The following is a 17,355-nucleotide window of genomic DNA, read 5'->3' on the forward strand; positions in this document are numbered from 1 at the left end:
CGGCGTTTCGTTCGACAGGCCGCAGATCCTTCTGGCATCGTTGCTCCCATGAGCATCGAGACCTCCATCGCGTCCCTGGTCGAGGACGCCACCGGGCAGCCCTACCCCTACCGGCGCGCCGAGCTGGTCGAGCCCGACTGGACCCGCTTCCCCGGGTGGCGCGACGTCACCGCGGAGGAGTGGGCCTCGGTGCAGTGGCAGCGCGCGCACTGCGTCAAGAACGTGCGCCAGCTGCGCGAGCTGATGGGCGACCTCGTCGACGAGCGGTTCTACGCCGACCTCGAGCGCGACCAGGCCGAGCGCGCGACCATGTCGATGCTGGTGCCGCCGCAGATGATGAACACGATGGTGCCGCACGTGGAGCCGGCGGGCCCGGGGTCGCTCACCGAGGCGTTCTACGCCGACCCGGTGCGCCACTACATGCTGCCGGTCTTCTCCGACCGCCGCACCGACTGGGCCTCGCACCCCCACGCCACCCGCGACTCGTTGCACGAGCACGACATGTGGGCCACCGAGGGCCTGACCCACCGCTACCCCACCAAGGTGCTCGCCGAGCTGCTCCCGACCTGCCCGCAGTACTGCGGGCACTGCACGCGCATGGACCTGGTCGGCAACTCCACCCCGACGATCGAGAAGCTGAAGTTCGCCGGCAAGCCGAACGACCGGATCGGGGACATGCTCGACTACCTGCGCCGCACGCCGTCGGTGCGCGACGTGGTGGTCTCCGGCGGCGACGTGGCGAACATGCCGTGGCCCCGCCTCGAGGCCTTCCTGACCTCGGTGCTGGAGATCGAGAACGTGCGCGACATCCGCCTGGCCACCAAGGCCCTGGTCGGCCTGCCCCAGCACTGGCTGCAGCCCGACGTGGTCGAGGGGATGAGCCGGGTGGCCGGGACGGCCCGCGCCCGCGGGGTGTCCCTGGCCATCCACACCCACGCCAACCACGCCCAGTCCGTCACCCCGCTGGTGGCCGAGGCCTCGCGCGCGATGCTCGACGCCGGTGTGCGCGACGTGCGCAACCAGGGCGTGCTGCTCAACGGCGTGAACGCCGACCCGCACGCGCTGCTCGACCTGTGCTTCTCGCTGCTCGACGGCGCGCAGATCATGCCCTACTACTTCTACATGTGCGACATGATCCCGTTCTCGGAGCACTGGCGGGTCTCGGTCGCCGACGCCCAGCGCCTCCAGCACCACATCATGGGCTACCTGCCGGGCTTCGCGACGCCGCGCATCGTCTGCGACGTCCCGTTCGTCGGCAAGCGCTGGGTGCACCAGCTCGCCGACTACGACACCGAGCGCGGCATCTCCTACTGGACCAAGAACTACCGCACCTCCATCGAGGCCGACGACGCCCAGGCGCTCTCGCGCACCTACGAGTACTACGACCCGATCCACACGCTGCCCGAGGCCGGCCAGCGCTGGTGGGCCGAGCACGGCCGTCTCGACGAGTCGGCGCTCAAGGCCGCCGAGGTGGCCGAGGCGTCGCGTCGTACGGCGGCGCTGCAGGCCTGGTGATCAAGGCCTGGTGATCAGGCCTGGTGGCCGCGTGGGACGGGCCGGGCTCAGCCCGGCTCGTCCTCGACGGTCCCGGTGACCGGGCGGTTCTCGTAGTACGTCGTCAGCACGATGGTGGTGCGGGTCGAGACGTTCGCGGCCGCCCGCACCCGGGCCAGCAGGTCCTCCAGCGCCGCCGGGGAGGTGCAGCGCACCAGCAGCACGTAGGACTCCTCCCCCGCCACCGACCAGCACGACTCGATCTCCTCGATGTGCTCCAGGCGCGCGGCGCAGTCGTCGGGCTGCGAGGGGTCGATGGGGCGGATGGAGATGAACGCGGCCAGCGGCACGCCGATCTCGGCATGGTTGATGGTCGCGCCGTAGCCCTGGATCAGGTCGCGCTGCTCGAGCCGCTTGACCCGCTGGTGCACCGCGGAGGTCGACAGGCCGGTCGCCCTGCCCAGGTCGGTGAAGGACATCCGGCCGTCGCGGGCCAGCAACGACAAGATCTTGCGGTCGGTGGGCTCCACGGCAGGCTGGTTCACGGCGTCAGCCTAGACCTCGTCCCGCGGCTGCGTCCGGCCGCCGGCCCTGCAAGACTGCGCGGGTGACCCAGCAGCCCGGCCGCCTGATGCTCCTCGACACCGCCTCGATGTACTTCCGTGCCTTCTTCGGGGTGCCCGAGATCCTCGCCCCCGACGGCACCACGCCGGTCAACGCCGTGCGCGGGCTCCTGGACTTCATCACCCGCCTGGTCGACGAGTACCAGCCCAGCGACCTGGTCTGCTGCTGGGACGACGACTGGCGCCCGCAGTGGCGCGTCGACCTGGTGCCGACCTACAAGGCGCACCGGGTCGAGGAGGAGGTCGAGACCTCTCCCGACGTCGAGGAGGTGCCGGACCCGCTCCAGGTGCAGATCCCGATCATCCGCGACGTGCTGGCCGCCTACGGCATCAAGGTCGTCGGCGCCCCCGAGGCCGAGGCCGACGACGTGATCGGCACCCTCGCCACCGGTGCCGGCCAGCCGGTCGACATCGTGACCGGCGACCGTGACCTGTTCCAGCTCGTCGACGACGAGGCCGACGTGCGGGTGCTCTACATCGCGCGCGGGGTGGGCAGGCACGAGCGGGTCGACAACGCGTGGGTGCGCGCCAAGTACGACGTCGACGCTGGGCAGTACGCCGATTTCTCGACCATGCGCGGCGACGCCTCCGACGGCCTGCCCGGGGTCAAGGGGGTCGGCGAAAAGACCGCCGCGACGCTGCTGGCCCGCCACGGCGACATGGCCGGCATCATCGCCGCCGCCGAGGACCCGGACTCGGGGATGGGCCCGGGGCCGCGGGCCAAGATCAAGGCGGCGGCCGACTACCTGGCCGTGGCGCCCGAGGTCGTCGCCGTGCGGCGCACCCTCGACCTCGACCGCACCGGCTTCGCACTGCCCCGCTCCCCCGCCGACCCCGACCGGCTCGCCGAGCTGGCGGCCCGGTGGGGTCTGGAGAGCCCCGTCGAGCGCCTGAACGCGGTGCTGGCCACCCTCTGACCGCCACCCGGGCCGAGCCGGCTACTCCTCGGTGACGCCGGAGTAGGCCACGACGCCGCGGCGCATCGAGCCGATGGCCTCCCGGGCGGTACGCCGCACCGGCGAGTCACCGGCGGCGTCGGCGACCTGGCCGGCGAGGTCGAGGAGCTGCTTCATCCAGCGCACGAAGTCGCCGGCGGCCAGCTCGCTCTCCCCGAGGACGTCGTCGAGGTCGTCGCCCTCGCACCAGCGGTAGGCGATCCAGGCGAAGCCCAGGTCGGGCTGGCGCAGGTAGTCGAGCTTGTGCTCCTTCTCGAGCCGGTCGAGGTCCCCCCACAGCCGGATCATCGAGCCGATGGCCTCCTTGGTGGCCCCGCCGGGCACCCGCGGCGACGAGGCGTCGTCGGGGCGCCGGGCCTCGAAGACCAGCGTCGACAGCGCGGCCGCCAGCCCCGACGGAGTCAGGCTGTCCCACACGCCCAGGCGCAGCGACTCCGCCGCGACCAGGTCCATGTCGGAGTAGAGCCGGCGCAGGTGCATGCCCTGCTCGGTGACCACCGCGTCGGCGCCCTCGTCGCTGAGGTAGCCCAGCGCGGTCAGCACCTCGCAGACCCGGTCGAACTGGCGGGCCACGGTGTTGGTGCGCTGCTCGACGCGCCGCTCGAGGGTGCGGGCGTCGCGCTCGAGCTTGAAGTGCCGCTCGGCCCAGCGCGAGTGGTCCTCGCGGTCGGGGCACTCGTGGCAGGGGTGGGTCTTGAGCCGCCGGCGCAGCTCGGAGACCTCGCTCTCCCAGGCGCTGGGCTCCCCGCTGTGCGCCCGACCCGCCGCCTTGGCGCCCTTGGGGCCCTGGCGCAGGTGACGCGGCGGCAGGTCGCGCGTGCGCATCCGCAGCTGGGCGGCGAGGTCGCGGCGCATCTGCGGGTTGCGGGCGTTGAAGGAGCGCGAGATCTTCAGCCGGGTCAGGGCCTGGACCGGCTCGGGGAAGTCGATCATCGCCAGGCGGCGCGACTGCTTCTCCAGGGTCACGACCAGCGGCCGCGGCCCCTCGGGCGACCAGCCCGGGTCGACCACGACGGCGTACCCGGCGAACTTGCCGGTGGGCACCTCGATCACGTCGCCGGGCTTGAGCAGCCGCAGCGACTCGATCGCCTCGGCGCGCCGGTCGTCACGGCGGGCCTTGCTGGCGCCCTTCTCGACGTCGCTGATGCGGCGGCGCAGCCCGGCGTACTCCATGAAGTCGCCGAGGTGGCACTGCGCGGCCTCGGCGTAGCCCTCGAGCGCGTCCTCGCTCTTGCGCAGCTGGCGGGCGAGCCCGACGACGGCCTTGTCGGCCTGGAACTGCGCGAAGGACTGCTCCAGCAGCTCGCGCGCGGTGTGCCGCCCGAACTGGTGGACCAGGTTGACGGCCATGTTGTACGACGGGCGGAACGACGAGCGGAGCGGGTAGGTGCGCGTCGAGGCCAGCCCCGCCAGCTCGCGCGGGTTCATGCCGGGCTGCCACAGCACGACCCCGTGTCCCTCGGTGTCGAGGCCGCGGCGACCGGCGCGACCGGTCAGCTGGGTGTACTCGCCGGGGGTGATGTCGGCGTGCGTCTCGCCGTTCCACTTCGAGAGCTTCTCGATGACGACGGTGCGCGCGGGCATGTTGATGCCCAGCGCGAGGGTCTCGGTGGCGAAGACGACCTTGCACAGGCCGCGCTCGTAGAGCTCCTCGACGCACTGCTTGAAGGCCGGCAGCATCCCGGCGTGGTGGGCGGCGACGCCGCGGGTGAGGCCGTCGAGGAAGTCGTGGTAGCCCAGGACGTGCAGGTCCTCGGCCGACAGGTGCGAGCAGGCGTTCTCGACGTAGGCGAAGATCTCGTCGCGCTCCTCCGGCTTGGTCAGCCGGATCCCCGCGTTGAGGCACTGGGTGACCGCCGCGTCGCAGCCGACGCGGCTGAAGATGAACACGATGGCGGGCAGCAGGCCCTCGCGGTCGAGGCGGTCGATGACGTCGGCACGGCTGGGGATCCAGACCTTGCGCCCGTTGCCGACCTGCGTCGCGCCCTGGGCCGGGCCCTTGCGCCCCGGCTGGGAGCGCCCGCGCGGCGAGCGGCGGTCCTTGAGCCGCGAGGCGGCCCAGTCGTCGCGGGCGACCTTGAGGAGGTCGTCGTTGACCGGGGCACCCTCCTTGACGAAGCCGGCGGCGGCGTCGACGTCGGAGGAGGCGAAGAGGTCGAGCAGACGACGCCCGACCATCACGTGCTGGAACAGCGGCACCGGGCGCTTCTCCTCCACGATGGTCGTCGTCTCGCCGCGCACGGTCTCGAGCCACTCGCCGAACTCCTCGGCGTTCGAGACGGTCGCGGACAGCGAGACCAGCGCCACCGACTCGGGCAGGTGGATGATGACCTCCTCCCAGACCGCGCCGCGGGAGCGGTCGGCGAGGTAGTGCACCTCGTCCATCACCACGAAGCCCAGGCCCATCAGGGTCGAGGAGCTCGCGTAGAGCATGTTGCGCAGCACCTCGGTGGTCATCACCACGACCGGTGCCTCGCCGTTGACGGTGTTGTCACCGGTCAGCAGGCCCACCTGGTCGGCGCCGTAGCGGTCGACCAGGTCGTGGTACTTCTGGTTCGACAGCGCCTTGATCGGGGTGGTGTAGAACGCCTTGCGCCCCGTGGCCAGAGCCAGGTGGATGGCGAACTCCCCCACGATCGTCTTGCCCGAGCCGGTCGGGGCGGCCACCAGCACGCCGCGCCCCTCCTCGATCTCGCGGCAGGCCTGCACCTGGAACTCGTCGAGGGGGAAGGAGTAGAGGTCCCGGAAGTCCTTGAGCACCGGGTGCTCGCGGGTACGCCGGAACTGCGCGTACCGCTCCGACGGGGACAGCTCGTCGGTCGTCATGGCCCCCAACCTACGTGAGGCCGCGAACCCGACCGTCAGCCCGCCCCGTCAGCCCAGCACGTGCAGCGCGGCCGGCACGGCCTCGATCTCCAGCGGCAGCGCACCGAAGCGCTCGCCGTCGGCGTACGCCACGATCCCGGGCGCGCTGACCCGCACCCGGCGCACCCGGTGGTGCTCGTAGGCGGGGTGGGAGGCGACGGTGCCGGAGAACAACCGGGGATAGGTGCGCACCAGTGCCGGCTTGCTCATCGGCCGGATCACCACCACGTCCAGCAGCCCGTCGTCGAGCAGGGCGCCCTCGGTGATGCGCAGGCCCCCGCCGAAGGAGGGCCCGTTGCCGACCGAGACCATCATCGCCTCGAGCTCGACCGTGGTGCCGTCGAGCTCGAGCACGTACGGCAGCGGGGTGAAGGTGCGCAGCTCGGAGACCGTGGCCAGGTTGTAGCGCATCTGGCCGCGGGGCCAGGTCATCGTGTTGGCCCGCTCGTTGACCACCGCGTCGAAGCCGGCGCACAGCACCGTGACGAACCAGCGCGAGCCGCTGCGGGCCAGGTCGACCGGGTGGCTGCGCCCGCCCAGGACCGCCGCTGCGACGCGGTCGGCGGCCTGCGCGGGGTCGCGTCGGGGCAGGTCGAGGTAGCGGGCGACGTCGTTGCCGGTGCCGGCGGGCACCAGTCCCAGCGGGGTGCGGGTGCCGGCGAGCACCTGCGTGGCCAGGTGCACCAGCCCGTCGCCACCGACGACGACGAGCGCCTCGACCCCGGCGGCCACCGCCTCGGCCGCCAGGTCGGCGGCCTCCGCTGCGTCGCGGCCCTGCAGGTCGCGCACCGACAGCCCGGCGGCCCGCAGCCGCGGCAGCGCGGCGGCCCGGGCCCGGGCGCCACGTCCCCGGCCCGCGGTGGGGTTGGTCAGCAGCGCGACCTCGCGCATGCTCAGCCGCGTCCGGGGCCGGCGTCGCGGCCGATGCGCAGCAGCACCGAGTAGTGCTCCGGCGAGGCGCCGACGGCCTTGGCGAGGCGGCTGAGCGCGTCGAGGGCCAGGTCGGCGTCGACGGCGGTGCCGGGCACCGCCAGGGTCAGCGGTGAGACCTCGTCGGCCAGCAGCAGCACCTGGCCGTGGCGCCAGGCGAGGTGGGCCCGGGAGCGGGACTGGTCGTCGAGGACCGGGCGCGGGTAGGCCTCGTCCACGGCCAGCAGGTCGCAGGGGTGCTGCTCCTGCTCCCCGTCGCCCGCCAGCAGGCCGCTGACCCGGTGACCGGTGCGCAGCCCGGACCCCGCGCTCCAGGTGACGTCGTGCTCGCCGAGCCACTCGGGCAGGTCGAAGGGGTCGACCTCGCTCAGCGCGCCGGGCGCGTGGTCGGGGGCGCTCACAGGGGCGAGGCCTCGTCGGGCGAGAGCCCGGCGTTGATCTTGCGCTTGGCACGACGGCGGTCGTTGAAGCGGGCGATGATCTCGGCGACGAAGAACAGCAGCACCATCGGCACCGCCATGAAGGTCATGGTGAAGGGGTCGGCCGAGGGCGTCGCGACGGCGGCGAAGATGAAGATGCCGATGACCACCCAGGGCCGGTGCTTGCCGAGGCTGGCGCCGGAGACGACGCCGGCGAGGTTGAGCAGCACCACGAAGACCGGGATCTCGAAGGCGATGCCGAAGACCAGCAGGGTGCGGGTGAAGAACTGCAGGTACTCCGAGAACTCGACGATGTTGACGATGCCCTCGGGGTTGAAGCCGATCAGGATCTCCAGGCCCTTGGGCAGCGTGAGGTAGCCGAGCATGATGCCGCCGAGGAACAGCGGCCCGGCGATGGCGGCGAAGACCCGCGTCCACTTGCGCTCGTGGGGGTGCAGGCCCGGCAGGATGAACGCCCAGATCTGGTAGAGCCACACGGGGCTGGTGGCCACCAGCGCGGCGAAGCCGCAGAGCTTGAGGTAGAGCAGCAGACCGCCGCCCGCGCCGCTGGTCGAGGGGAAGGTGACCTCGTCACCGAGCTTCTCCCGGGCGCTGTTGTAGGGCCCGAGCACCAGGTCGAAGAGCTGGTCGAAGAAGAACAGCGCGACCGCGACGGCCAGGACCAGGGTCAGGGCGACCTTGAGGACCCTGGCCCGCAGCTCGCGCAGGTGGTCCGACAGCGCCATCCGCCCGTCGGCTCCGACAGGGTGCATCGGCTTGCCGATGAAGAGCTTGGCGATCCCGGAGATGGTCGACACGAGGGCAGGGGCGTATCAGGCGGCGGCGCTGGGTGGGTCCGGCTGCTCAGCCGTGGTGCTTGTCGGCGGAGGGCGAGGTGCTGCCCTCGGGCGCGGCCTCGGTGGTGCGGGCCGGCGGCAGCTCGGTGGGCGTGGGGTCCGGGGTCACCGTGGCCTGCGCGTCCTTGGCGTCGTCGTCCTTGTCGTCGTCGCGCAGACCCTTGGTCTCGGACTTGAAGATGCGCAGCGCCTGACCCGTGCCACGGGCGAGCTCAGGCAGCTTGGCGGCACCGAACACGATGATGACGATGGCCAGGATGACCAGCCACTCAGCACCCTGGGGCATTCCGATCATGGGGGTCATGGAGCTTCACTACCTTCTGTTGTCTGGGCATCGCACGCGGACGGCTCGGCCGGCGGGCGCGAACGTCTTCATGCTACGTGAGTTGTTCGTAGAGACCGAGCGTCCGGGTTGCCTCGGCGAGGAACGAGTCGGTGAACTCTTCGGGGCGCACCAGGCGGGCGTGCGGGGCCAGGCGCAGCAGCAGCCGGGTCAGCCAGCGCTCGTCGGCGACCAGGAGGTCGACCTCCCAGGCGGCGTCGGGCCCCTCCCCCAGGGCGCGGACCTCCTCGACGGGGTAGTAGTCGACGACCCAGCGCGCCGGGGCGGCGAGCCGCAGCGTGGCCACCGTGGTGCTGCTCGAGCGCGCGAAGAGCCCCTCGGACAGGTCCCGCGGCGGCTCGGGGTCGGTGGTGGTCGCGGAGTCGAGGACCTCGGCGGAGCTGATCCGGTCGAGGCGGAACAGCCGCGGCGCCTCGGCGCTGTGGCAGTAGGCGTCGAGGTAGCTCCAGCCCTGGCCGGTCACGACGCCCCGCGGGTCCACCACGCGCTCGGACTCCTCGTCGCGCGCGGGCACGAAGTAGGTCAGGCGCACCTGCCGGCCGGCCGTGGTGGCCTCCTGCAGGCGCCGGGCCAGCAGGGCGGTGTCGACGTCGGCACCGTCGCGGCCCGGGTCGATGCGCGCCGAGACCGCCTCGGCGGCGGCCGCCTCGAGCTTGGCCAGGGCCCGGTCGACGACCTGGCGGGTGTCGGGGCTGGCCCCGTTGCGCAGCGCGCGCAGCGCCACCACGACGGCGCTGGCCTCCGTGGGGGTCAGCCGCATGGGGCGGGAGAGGTAGTCGGCGTTGGAGATGCGGATGACCCCGTCGCCGCCCGGGTCCTCGAGCGCGTCGAGGTCGACGTCGATCAGGTCGTCGGGGTAGCCGCCCGGCAGCCCGCACATGAGCAGGACCTTGAGGTCCTTGAGCAGCTGCTGGGGGCTGACCCCCAGGGCCGTGGCGGCCTCGTCGAGCCGCACCGACTCGCGGGCGTGCAGGTAGGGGACCAGGGTCAGCAGGCGCGCGACCTGGTCCTTGGCGCCCGAGGCCGGGGGCCGGGCGGTGGGCTCGCTCACGACGCCTCCCCCGCGCGTGCCTCGAGGGTCGTGCGCAGCCGCGAGACGACCTCGGCGCGCAGGCTCGTGGGCTCCTCGACGACCACGGCGCTGCCGTGGCCCAGCACCTCGTCGGCCAGGCCCAGCGCGCTGCGGGTCAGCACCACGCGGTCCCAGGTGGTGGCGTCGTCGGGCCCCACGACGTCGGTCTCGATGCTCTCCGCGCCGCGGCGCAGCAGGTGGCCGGCGCCGCGGCGCACCAGCAGCACCGCCTGCTCGGGCGCCGGGGTGGGTGCCAGGCGGCGGGTCAGGGCCTGCAGGTCGGTGCCCGGCGGCACGTCGTACGCCGCCGCCGGACCGGTGCGCCGGGCCTGGCCCTGCACGCGCGAGAGCCGGAAGACCCGCTCCTCGCCCCGGTCGGTGTCGAGACCCACGACGTACCAGCGCCCGGCGTGGCGCGCCACGCCCCACGGCTGCAGGTGCCGGGTGGTGACCTCGGTGGAGGAGGCGGTGCGGTAGTCGAACTCGACCGCGCACCGCTCCTGGGTGGCCTCCCAGAAGACGTCGAAGGAGGGCTCGTCGGCGCTGAGCCGGGGCTCGACGATGTCGAGGGCGCTCACGTCGACCTCGACACCGGCCGCGGTCAGCTTGCGCACGGCGTCGGTGGTGGCCTCGGCCAGCCGGGCGTGCTGCCAGACCCGGGTCGCCAGGCCGATCACGGCGGCCTCGTCGGCCTCGAGCTCGATCGCGGGCAGCCCCAGCTGCTCGGGCTGGATGCGGTAGCCGGGCTCGTCGTCGAAGTAGGCGTCCATGTGGCCCACCTCGATCGGGACGCCGAGGCTGCGCAGCTCCTCCTTGTCGCGCTCGAACATCTTCTCGAACGCCTCGTCGGTGGAGCCCGGGTAGAGGATCGAGCGGATCCGCTGCTTGGGCACGAAGTGCCGCTGCACGAGCAGCATGATGAGCAGGTTCATCAACCGTTCGCTCTTGCGGACCGCCGCCATGCCACCCCTCCTCGTGCTCTCGTCCGTGCCTGCTGGGTCCCCGACCTGCTACTGCGCGGCGGGGCTCTCGGTGTCGCCGGGCGCGCTGGGCTCCTCGGAGACCGCCGGGCTGGGAGCCTGGGGCTCCTCCTCGCCGAGCTCGGCCTCGGCCTCCTCCTGCGCGGCCTGCTCGGCCTCGTCGGCCGCGGCCGGACGGGGTGCCACGCCGAGGATGTCGACCAGGAAGTAGATCGTGTCGGTGCCCTTGATCTTGGCCGACTCGTTGCCCTCAGCGCCGTAGCCCAGCTCGGGCGGGATGGCCAGCCACACGCGGCTGCCGACGGTCTGGCCCGACAGCCCCTGGATCCAGCCGTCGACGAAGCCGCCCTGGCCCAGGACGCCCACGATGGGGGTGTCGCCGAAGCTGGTGTCGAAGGGCTTGGGCTTGGCGTAGACCGAGCCGAGGTAGTCGACCATCACCGAGTCGCCCTTGCGCACCACGGGCCCGCCGCCCTCGACGACGGTCTCGACCTGCAGCTCACCGGTGGGCTTGGGGATGCCCTTGAAGAGCATCGACTCGGGCAGGCCGTCGTCGCCGAGGACCAGGTCGGGGGCGATGCCCTCGCCCTCCTCGGCGTAGGGCACGTCGACCGGGGTCGGACCCATCACGTCCATGACCAGCAGCAGCGGGTCCTTGTTGTTGATGTTGAGCGCGGCGTTGCCGACCTCGCCGAACAGCTCGGAGGACTCGAAGCCCACCGCGACGCGGTCGCCGACGCTGCGACCCGACAGCGCCTCGGAGAAGACCTCGGGCAGCTCCCCCGAGCCCAGGTCGAGCACCTCGGGCGCGGCGTCGGCGTAGGTGCTGAGGGCGGTCGACTCGTCGAAGCCGTTGCTGAGCAGGTACTGCACCAGCACCGGCGAGTCGTCCTCGAGCTCGACGCCGTCGCCCTCCTCGAGGACCTCGACCTCGATGTCACCGGTCGCGTCGACGTCCTCGGTCCACTCGACCTGGGGCTCCTCCCCGACCTCGCCGGTGACCTCCACCGAGGAGACCACGCTGCGCACGTCGTCGGAACCGTCCGACCCGCAGGCCGCCAGGGCCGGGATCAGCAGGGCAGGTACGAGGAGGGCCGTGGGCCGTCCGGGGCGTCGCAACACCGGCAACATCCTTCACATCACGAGACTCGGAGGTGGTCACCTGCGCCTGCGCCGGTGACCCCGAGCACCTTATCGGCCCGGCCCAGGCACCCCTCCCCTGGCCCGCCGGGGCGGCGTCGGGCTACATGCCCTCGATCAGGCGCTGGACCCGGTCGTCGTAGGCCTTGAACGGGTCCTTGCACAGCACGGTGCGCTGGGCCTGGTCGTTGAGCTTGAGGTGCACCCAGTCGACGGTGAAGTCGCGGCGCCGCTCCTGGGCGCGGCGGATGAACTCGCCGCGCAGCCGCGCGCGGGTGGTCTGCGGGGGCACCGACTTGGCCTCGAAGACCTTCAGGTCGGTGGTCACGCGCGCGACCTGGCCGCGCTTCTCGAGCAGGTAGTAGAGACCGCGGCCGCGGTGGATGTCGTGGTAGGCCAGGTCGAGCTGGGCGACGCGGGCGTGACCCAGCGGCAGGCCGTGCTTGGCGCGGTAGGCCTCGATCAGCTTCCACTTGATGACCCAGTCGATCTCGCGGTCCACCAGGCCGAGGTCGTCGGACTCGACGGCCTTGATGGTGCGCTCCCACAGGTCGAGGGCCTGCTCGATGACCGGGGTGCTGATCTGGCGCCGGTCGACGAAGTCGCGGGCCTTGGCGAGGTACTCGCCCTGGATCTCCAGGGCGCTGGCCTCCCGGCCGTTGGCCAGGCGCACCTTGCGCCGACCGGTGGTGTCGTGGGCGATCTCGCGGATGGCGCGGATCGGGTTCTCCATCGTGAGGTCGCGCATCACCACGCCCTCCTCGATCATCCGCAGCACCAGGTCGCAGCTGGCGACCTTGAGCATCGTGGTGGTCTCCGACATGTTGGAGTCACCCACGATGACGTGCAGGCGCCGGTACTTCTCGGCGTCGGCGTGCGGCTCGTCGCGGGTGTTGATGATCGGTCGCGACCGGGTGGTGGCGCTGCTGACGCCCTCCCAGATGTGCTCGGCGCGCTGCGAGACCGAGTACGACGCGCCCCGCGGGGTCTGGGTCACCTTGCCGGCCCCCACGATGATCTGGCGGGTGACCAGGAACGGGATCAGGATGTCGGCCAGCCGCGAGAACTCGCCGGCCCGGCCGACCAGGTAGTTCTCGTGGCACCCGTAGGAGTTGCCGGCGGAGTCGGTGTTGTTCTTGAACAGGTAGATCTCGCCGGCGATGCCCTCGTCGTGCAGGCGCTGCTCGGCGTCGAGGAGCAGCCCCTCGAGGACCCGCTCACCTGCCTTGTCGTGGGTGACCAGCTCGGTGATGTCGTCGCACTCGGGCGTCGCGTACTCCGGGTGGCTGCCGACGTCGAGGTAGAGCCGGGCCCCGTTGCGCAGGAACACGTTGCTGCTGCGGCCCCAGCTGACGACCTTGCGGAACAGGTAGCGCGCCACCTCGTCGGGGCTGAGCCGTCGCTGCCCCTTGAACGTGCACGTGACGCCGTACTCGTTCTCGATCCCGAAGATCCGACGGTCCATGTGTGAACACTACGACCACCGTGGTCGTCGTGGGGGGACCTCCGGGACTCAGGGGGCGACGGGCGGCTCGTCCCCGTCCTCCGGTGCCTGCGCGGCCGGGGCGGTCGGGGCGGTCGGGGCAGCAGGGGCGGCCGGGCGGGCGAGCACCGTCTGGATCCGCGCGGGGCTCAGCCGGCTGAACTTGCGGGGCTGGGTGCGGGTGCGGTCGAGCACCGCGACCTCGAGGTCCTCGGCCGCGATGGAGCGGTCCTCGGTCTCGTTGTGGCCCAGGGCCGCCACCGCCAGCGCCAGGGCGCTGTCGAGGTCGGCGTCGGGACGGTAGTGCTGCTGGAGGTAGCCCGCCACCGACTCGGCCGCGCCGCCCATGACGGCGTACTGGTGCTCGTCGGCGACCTGGCCGTCGTAGGTCAGCCGGTAGAGCTGGTCCTCGGCGCTGCTGCGGCCGATCTCGGCGACGAAGAGCTCGACCTCGTAGGGCTTCTCCCCGCCGCTGGAGAAGATGGTGCCGAGCGTCTGGGCGTAGGCGTTGGCCAGGCCGCGCCCGGTGACGTCGCGCCGGTCGTAGGCGTAGCCGCGCATGTCGGCGAGCCGGACGCCTGCGATGCGCAGGTTCTCGAACTCGTTGTAGCGGCCCACGGCAGCGAAGGCGATGCGGTCGTAGATCTCGGAGACCTTGTGCAGGGCCTGCGAGGGGTTCTCGGAGGCGAAGAGGATGCCGTCGGCGTACTGGACCGCGACGACCGAGCGGCCACGGGCGATGCCCTTGCGCGCGAAGTCGGCCCGGTCCTTCATCAGCTGCTCGGGCGAGACGTAGAAGGGAGCGCTCATCGGCTCAGGCACCTCCGGTCAGCGGGGCGTGGGGTCCGTCGGGCCGGCCCATCCGGCCGGCGATGACGCGTTCGGAGACCTCCGCGACGCGCTCCTCCTCGACCGTGCGACCGCCCTCGGCGGTGATCAGGTGCACCATCGGGAAGATCCGCCGCGCCACGTCGGGGCCACCGGTGGCGGAGTCGTCGTCGGCGGCGTCGTAGAGCGCCTGGATCGCCAGGGTCACCACGTCGTCCTCGTCGAGGTCGGGGCGGTAGAGCTTCTTCAGGGCGCCGCGCGCGAAGAGCGAGCCGGAGCCCACGGCGTGGTATCCGGTCTCCTCGTAGCGCCCGCCGGTGACGTCGTAGCTGAAGATGCGACCGGCCGCGACGTCGACGTCGTAGCCGACGAAGAGCGGCACCACGGCCAGGCCCTGCATGGCCATCCCCAGGTTGCCGCGGATGAGCGCCGAGAGCCGGTTGGCCTTGCCGTCCATGGACAGCCGGGCACCCTCGATCTTCTCGTAGTGCTCCAGCTCGGTCTGGAACAGCCGCACCAGCTCGACGGCCAGGCCCGCGGTGCCGGCGATGCCGGCGGCGGAGTACTCGTCGGTGGCGAAGACCTTCTCGATGTCGCGCGAGGCGATGATGTTGCCCATCGTGGCCCGGCGGTCACCGGCCAGCAGCACGCCGCCGGGGTACGTCGCGGCCACGATCGTGGTGCCGTGCGGGGCCAGCTCACCGGCCTGGCCGGGCGGCAGCGAGCGGCGCCCGGGCAGCAGCTCGGGCGACTGGGAGGCCAGGAAGTCGGCGAAGGACGAGGTGCCGGGCTGCAGGTAGGCGGCCGGCAGACGGGGGTCCCCCACGCTCACTGGCCGCCCTTCTGGATGAAGGACTTCACGAAGTCCTCGGCGTTGGACTCGAGCACGTCGTCGATCTCGTCGAGGATGTCATCGATGTCGTTGTCGAGCGCCTCCTTGCGCTCGGCGACATCGGTCTCCGGGGCGGTCTCGACCGTCTCCTCGGTCTCCGTCGACTTGCGCGGTTGCTTCTGCTCCTGGGCCATGCTCCGACCCTAGCCGAGCGTGCCGACTCCGCACGCGGGTCCTCGCCGTGCGACACGCCGCGACGGGTCAGCGGGTCAGCGCGGTGAAGAGCTCCTCGGCGCTGGTGCAGCGGTCCATGAGCTCGCCGACGTGGGCCCGGCTGCCGCGCAGCGGGTCGATCGTCGGCACCCGCTGCAGCGACTCGCGCCCGGGCAGGTCGAAGATCACGGAGTCCCACGAGGCAGCGGCCACCGCGTCGGGGAACTTCTCCAGGCAGCGGCCGCGGAAGTAGGCCCGGGTGTCGGTCGGGGGGTCGTGCATGGCGTCCTCGACCGAGGCGTCGTCGAGCAGCCGCTCGATGCGCCCGGCGCCGACGAGGCGCTGGTAGAGGCCCTTCTCGGGGCGGATGTCGCTGTACTGGTAGTCGATCAGCTGGAGCTTGGCGTCGTCCCAGGCCAGACCGTCGCGGTCGCGGTACTGCTCGAGGAGCTTGAGCTTGGCGACCCAGTCGAGCTCGCCGGCCAGCGACATCGGGTCGCGCTCGAGCCGGTCGAGCACCGACTCCCAGCGGGCCAGGACGTCGAGGGTCTGGGCGTCCGCGTCGGCGCCGAGGCGGTCCTCGACGTACTTGCGGGCCAGGTCGAGGTACTCCAGCTGCAGCTGGACGGCCGTCAGACGGCGTCCGTCGCGCAGGGTGAGCAGGTGGCCCAGGCCCGGGTCGTGGGAGACGGCCCGCAGCGCGGCCACCGGACCCTCGACGCTCAGGTCGGGGCCGATGAAGCGGTCCTCGATCATCGCCAGCACCAGCGCGGTGGTGCCGACCTTGAGGTACGTCGATACCTCCGCCAGGTTGGCGTCGCCGATGATGACGTGCAGGCGCCGGTACTTCTCGGGGTCGGCGTGCGGCTCGTCGCGGGTGTTGATGATCGGGCGCTTGAGCGTCGTCTCCAGGCCGACCTCGACCTCGAAGAAGTCGGCGCGCTGGCTGATCTGGTAGCCGTGCTCGCGCCCGTCGGCCCCGATGCCCACCCGGCCGGCCCCGCAGACGACCTGGCGGCTGACGAAGAACGGGGTCAGGTGGTGCACGATGTCGGCGAACGGGGTGGAGCGGCGCATCAGGTAGTTCTCGTGGGCGCCGTAGGAGGCGCCCTTGCCGTCGGTGTTGTTCTTGTAGAGCACGATCGGCCCGCCCCCGGGCAGCTGGCCGGCACGACGGGCCGCGTCGAGCATCACCTGCTCGCCCGCCTTGTCCCAGCGCACCACGTCGAGCGGGGTGGTGACCTCGGGGGTGGCGAACTCGGGGTGCGCGTGGTCGACGTAGAGCCGCGCGCCGTTGGTGAGGATGACGTTGGCCAGGCCGAGGTCCTCGTCGGTGAGCTGCGAGAGGTCGGCCACCTGGCGCGCCATGTCGAAGCCGCGCGCGTCGCGCAGCGGCGTCTCCTCCTCGAAGTCCCAGCGGGCCCGCCGGGCCCGGACCGTGGCGCTGGCGTAGGCGTTGACGACCTGCGACGAGGCCACCATCGGGTTCGCGTTGGGCTGTCCGGGCACGGAGATGCCGTACTCGACCTCGGTGCCCATCACCCGTCTCACACTCATGCCACGAGCCTACGCGGCGACGCCCCGCCGTACGCTCGCCGCATGAGCCTGTGGGAGGAGCGCGTCCTGCCGCGCCTGGTCGACCGCGCGCTGTCGACCGGGCCGGTGCAGCAGCTGCGGGCCGCCACCTGCACCGGCCTGCACGGCCGGGTGCTCGAGATCGGCTTCGGGTCCGGGCTGAACCTGCCGCACCTGCCTGCGGCGGTCACCTCGCTGGAGGCCGTCGAGCCCTCCGACCTCGCCTGGGGCCTCTCGCAGCAGCGCCGCGACGAGGCGGGCGTCCCGGTGCGCCGGGTGGGTCTCGACGGCCAGCGCCTCGACGCACCCGACGCGGCGTACGACGCCGTGCTGTGCACCTTCAGCCTGTGCACGATCCCCGACGCCGAGCTGGCCGTGCGCGAGGTGCACCGGGTGCTGCGCCCCGGTGGCCGCCTGCACCTGCTCGAGCACGGCCGCTCCCCCGACGAGCGGGTGCGCGCCTGGCAGCACCGCCTCGAGCCCCTCCAGCGCCGGGTCGCGGGCGGGTGCCACCTGACCCGGGACCCGCTCCGGCTGGTGGCCAGCGCCGGCCTGCACCTCGAGGAGCGCGAGGAGCGCTACCTCCCCGGCCCGGCCCTGGCCCGCCCGTGGGGCTACGGCTACCGCGCCGTGGCCACCCGCCCCGCCTGACCGGCCTCGGCCGACCAGTCACTTCCGCACCACCGAGCAGTCACTTTCGCACCGAACCGGGTGCACAAGTGACTGGTCGATGGTGAAAAAGTGA

General features: G+C 72.2%; 17 protein-coding genes. 3 read left to right on the forward strand and 14 right to left on the reverse strand.

Annotated elements, in window-relative coordinates; all coding sequences use genetic code 11:
* Positions 1 to 48: 48 nt before the first annotated feature.
* Complete coding sequence (locus OCU29_RS13370; protein ID WP_179616548.1) at positions 49 to 1,515, forward strand: KamA family radical SAM protein; 1,467 nt, start codon at positions 49 to 51, stop codon at positions 1,513 to 1,515.
* A gap of 47 nt (positions 1,516 to 1,562) precedes the next feature.
* Here OCU29_RS13370 and OCU29_RS13375 read toward each other — a convergent pair whose 3' ends face one another.
* Positions 1,563 to 2,024, reverse strand: coding sequence for an Lrp/AsnC family transcriptional regulator (locus OCU29_RS13375; protein ID WP_219633731.1), 462 nt, complete (start codon positions 2,022 to 2,024; stop codon positions 1,563 to 1,565).
* A 101-nt stretch (positions 2,025 to 2,125) separates the two neighbouring features.
* On the opposite strand from OCU29_RS13375, the gene OCU29_RS13380 reads away from it, so the two are divergent.
* On the forward strand, positions 2,126 to 3,034 hold the full coding sequence (locus tag OCU29_RS13380) for a 5'-3' exonuclease (protein WP_261820599.1): 909 nt from the start codon (positions 2,126 to 2,128) through the stop codon (positions 3,032 to 3,034).
* 21 nt (positions 3,035 to 3,055) lie between these two features.
* On the opposite strand, the gene OCU29_RS13385 is transcribed toward OCU29_RS13380, so the two are convergent.
* From OCU29_RS13385 to dop, 13 genes are all read right to left on the reverse strand, one after another.
* Positions 3,056 to 5,899 (reverse strand): RNA helicase, encoded by a 2,844-nt coding sequence (locus OCU29_RS13385; RefSeq protein ID WP_261820314.1) that lies wholly within the window; start codon positions 5,897 to 5,899, stop codon positions 3,056 to 3,058.
* A gap of 48 nt (positions 5,900 to 5,947) precedes the next feature.
* Positions 5,948 to 6,829 (reverse strand): YegS/Rv2252/BmrU family lipid kinase, encoded by an 882-nt coding sequence (locus OCU29_RS13390; RefSeq protein WP_261820315.1) that lies wholly within the window; start codon positions 6,827 to 6,829, stop codon positions 5,948 to 5,950.
* 2 nt (positions 6,830 to 6,831) lie between these two features.
* On the reverse strand, positions 6,832 to 7,269 hold the full coding sequence (locus OCU29_RS13395; protein ID WP_179616552.1) for a hypothetical protein: 438 nt from the start codon (positions 7,267 to 7,269) through the stop codon (positions 6,832 to 6,834).
* Positions 7,266 to 8,105 (reverse strand): twin-arginine translocase subunit TatC, encoded by an 840-nt coding sequence (tatC, locus tag OCU29_RS13400; protein WP_258016974.1) that lies wholly within the window; start codon positions 8,103 to 8,105, stop codon positions 7,266 to 7,268. The genes OCU29_RS13395 and tatC overlap by 4 nt, the downstream gene beginning before the upstream one ends.
* 46 nt (positions 8,106 to 8,151) lie before the next feature.
* Positions 8,152 to 8,448 (reverse strand): Sec-independent protein translocase subunit TatA, encoded by a 297-nt coding sequence (gene tatA / locus OCU29_RS13405; protein WP_179616553.1) that lies wholly within the window; start codon positions 8,446 to 8,448, stop codon positions 8,152 to 8,154.
* A gap of 73 nt (positions 8,449 to 8,521) precedes the next feature.
* Positions 8,522 to 9,538, reverse strand: coding sequence for a YafY family protein (locus tag OCU29_RS13410; RefSeq protein WP_261820316.1), 1,017 nt, complete (start codon positions 9,536 to 9,538; stop codon positions 8,522 to 8,524).
* Positions 9,535 to 10,521, reverse strand: a complete 987-nt coding sequence (locus OCU29_RS13415; RefSeq protein ID WP_261820317.1) for a YafY family protein — start codon at positions 10,519 to 10,521, stop codon at positions 9,535 to 9,537. The genes OCU29_RS13410 and OCU29_RS13415 overlap by 4 nt, the downstream gene beginning before the upstream one ends.
* Positions 10,522 to 10,569: 48 nt before the next feature.
* A complete protein-coding gene (locus OCU29_RS13420; protein ID WP_261820318.1) occupies positions 10,570 to 11,661 on the reverse strand; it encodes an FKBP-type peptidyl-prolyl cis-trans isomerase in 1,092 nt (363 codons plus the stop codon).
* 121 nt (positions 11,662 to 11,782) lie between these two features.
* A complete protein-coding gene (gene pafA / locus OCU29_RS13425) occupies positions 11,783 to 13,144 on the reverse strand; it encodes a Pup--protein ligase (RefSeq protein WP_179616557.1) in 1,362 nt (453 codons plus the stop codon).
* 48 nt (positions 13,145 to 13,192) lie between these two features.
* A complete protein-coding gene (gene prcA / locus OCU29_RS13430; protein ID WP_261820319.1) occupies positions 13,193 to 13,972 on the reverse strand; it encodes a proteasome subunit alpha in 780 nt (259 codons plus the stop codon).
* Between the two features lie 4 nt (positions 13,973 to 13,976).
* Positions 13,977 to 14,816, reverse strand: a complete 840-nt coding sequence (gene prcB, locus OCU29_RS13435) for a proteasome subunit beta (RefSeq protein ID WP_261820600.1) — start codon at positions 14,814 to 14,816, stop codon at positions 13,977 to 13,979.
* 2 nt (positions 14,817 to 14,818) lie between these two features.
* Complete coding sequence (locus OCU29_RS13440; protein ID WP_179616559.1) at positions 14,819 to 15,016, reverse strand: ubiquitin-like protein Pup; 198 nt, start codon at positions 15,014 to 15,016, stop codon at positions 14,819 to 14,821.
* Between the two features lie 67 nt (positions 15,017 to 15,083).
* The gene (gene dop / locus OCU29_RS13445) at positions 15,084 to 16,592 is read right to left on the reverse strand and encodes a depupylase/deamidase Dop (protein WP_306799024.1); all 1,509 of its coding nucleotides are present in this window, start codon (positions 16,590 to 16,592) and stop codon (positions 15,084 to 15,086) included.
* Between the two features lie 42 nt (positions 16,593 to 16,634).
* Between dop and OCU29_RS13450 the strand changes: the two genes are divergently transcribed.
* Complete coding sequence (locus OCU29_RS13450; RefSeq protein WP_261820320.1) at positions 16,635 to 17,261, forward strand: class I SAM-dependent methyltransferase; 627 nt, start codon at positions 16,635 to 16,637, stop codon at positions 17,259 to 17,261.
* The last annotated feature ends 94 nt before the right edge of the window (positions 17,262 to 17,355 follow it).

The sequence above is a fragment of the Nocardioides sp. OK12 genome, assembly GCF_024341885.1.
In the GTDB taxonomy this organism is placed as follows: domain Bacteria; phylum Actinomycetota; class Actinomycetes; order Propionibacteriales; family Nocardioidaceae; genus Nocardioides; species Nocardioides marinisabuli.